This is a genomic window from Oleiphilus sp. HI0079 (genome assembly GCF_001635105.1).
The window spans coordinates 1-1,438 of record NZ_LWFT01000543.1 but is presented as its reverse complement, the minus strand read 5'-3'; the positions used below and the strand labels follow the sequence as shown (position 1 = coordinate 1,438).

At 46.8% G+C, this 1,438-nt stretch carries 3 protein-coding genes; 2 read left to right on the top strand and 1 reads right to left on the bottom strand.

Features of this window, described 5'->3' with window-relative positions; genetic code table 11:
* The coding region (locus A3750_RS24865; RefSeq protein ID WP_304440181.1) for a bifunctional hydroxymethylpyrimidine kinase/phosphomethylpyrimidine kinase at positions 1–180 on the bottom strand (180 nt) is incomplete at its 3' end.
* Positions 181–254: 74 nt separating this feature from the next.
* Here A3750_RS24865 and A3750_RS08340 point away from each other — a divergent pair.
* Together A3750_RS08340 and A3750_RS08335 are read left to right on the top strand one after the other, a co-directional pair.
* On the top strand, positions 255–836 hold the full coding sequence (locus tag A3750_RS08340; RefSeq protein ID WP_068463914.1) for a hypothetical protein: 582 nt from the start codon (positions 255–257) through the stop codon (positions 834–836).
* Positions 833–1,426 (top strand): DUF1415 family protein, encoded by a 594-nt coding sequence (locus A3750_RS08335; RefSeq protein ID WP_068455152.1) that lies wholly within the window; start codon positions 833–835, stop codon positions 1,424–1,426. The genes A3750_RS08340 and A3750_RS08335 overlap by 4 nt, the downstream gene beginning before the upstream one ends.
* Positions 1,427–1,438: the final 12 nt, after the last annotated feature.

Sequence of the window (1,438 nt, the reverse complement as noted above, 5' to 3'; positions counted from 1 at the left end):
ATGGTGGCTAGGAAGTGGCTGAATATCCGTGATGCCTAAATGCGTTTGTGCTGTCGACGCAGTAATGACGCTCATCGCATAACAGTTGTGTGCGGCAAACGTCTTCAGATCAGCTTGTATGCCTGCACCGCCACTGGAGTCTGAGCCTGCTATTGTGATGCATATTGGCGTGTTGCTCACGTAATCCTTTCCAAAACATTCTTGTCGACTTATTCTGTTAGTGAAGCACAACGATTAAGTAAGGAGCAAACATTTTGTTGCTGGGCGCTCGAGTATTTTTGAGCTGTGGGCTGGTGATTTATAGCCTGTCTGCGTATGCATTGAAGCCGGAAGATATTCTCGGTGAATACTGGAAAGATCCCTTATTTGGTGTCGCATCAGCTGAGAGCGTTCATCGGGTTGAGGTGCTTTACAAACTACTGTTTCCTGAACAAATAGAAGTGCTAACGAATCAAAAAACACGCTTTGTCTTTGATAATAGAACAGATGAAGTACACGTATTTCTTTTTTCGGCGGAGCCCGCTGATGCCATGAAAGATGCTGAGTTCAAAGCCTTTGTCGAGGATGAGGTGAGACACGCACGTATGGAGGTAAGTTCCGCAGATGGGCATGTCCATTCAAATACGAATACTGACGCAGCGAAATCGATGGTTGGTACGCTTGCCGACCGGCCTACAATGACCATTCAGCCTCAGGATACGCGCGAAATGATTATCCGCTTTGACACTCCAACGAAGCTGGTTTTACGTTGCGTTATCGAAGGGCATGCTGATCACGGGCATGAGAGTTACATACAAGTCTTGGATGGTGGTTTCTTTGCGGACGGTGAATCATGACTGGTGAGGGAAAATTCTCTGAACAAGAAAAGTCAGCAATTGCGCTAATAGAGTTGTGGTTAAAGCAGGTCGTTATCGCTCAGGATTTCTGCCCCTTCGCTTCTTATCCCGCCAATCATGGACTCGTGAGAACGGTGGCCTGTTTTGAATCCTCACGTCTGGAATGCGCCTTCTTTTTTAAAGAGGAGATCGTACGACTGCTTGATGCTAACCCGACAGATCTAGAAACAACGTTGCTTGTTTTCAATAACACGGATTTTCCGGAGCTTGACGATTTGTTGGGGTTCATCGATGACATGCAGCGGTTTCTCGAAGAAAACGCGCTGGAGGAAACTTTTCAGTTGGTCGGCTTCCATCCTTCTTATCAATTTGAAGGGGAGGCAGTGAACGCGCGCTCAAACTTTACTAATCGCAGTCCGTTTCCGGTTATCCACGTGATACGAGAGAAATCGATGACAAAGGCCATCGAACGCTATGGCGAGAGCCGTGTCGAACAAATTCCCGAGAAGAACATCCGTCGGCTGCAGGAAATGAATGAGGCTGAATTTGAACAGACTATTTTGCGCTACTGTCGCCGGATAGAGAATTAAAATAGGTAGAGT

Excerpts from the sequence above, each read along its gene's own strand:
- A3750_RS08335 (WP_068455152.1), top strand. The coding sequence starts at position 833 with ATGACTGGTGAGGGAAAATTCTCTGAACAAGAAAAGTCAGCAATTGCG.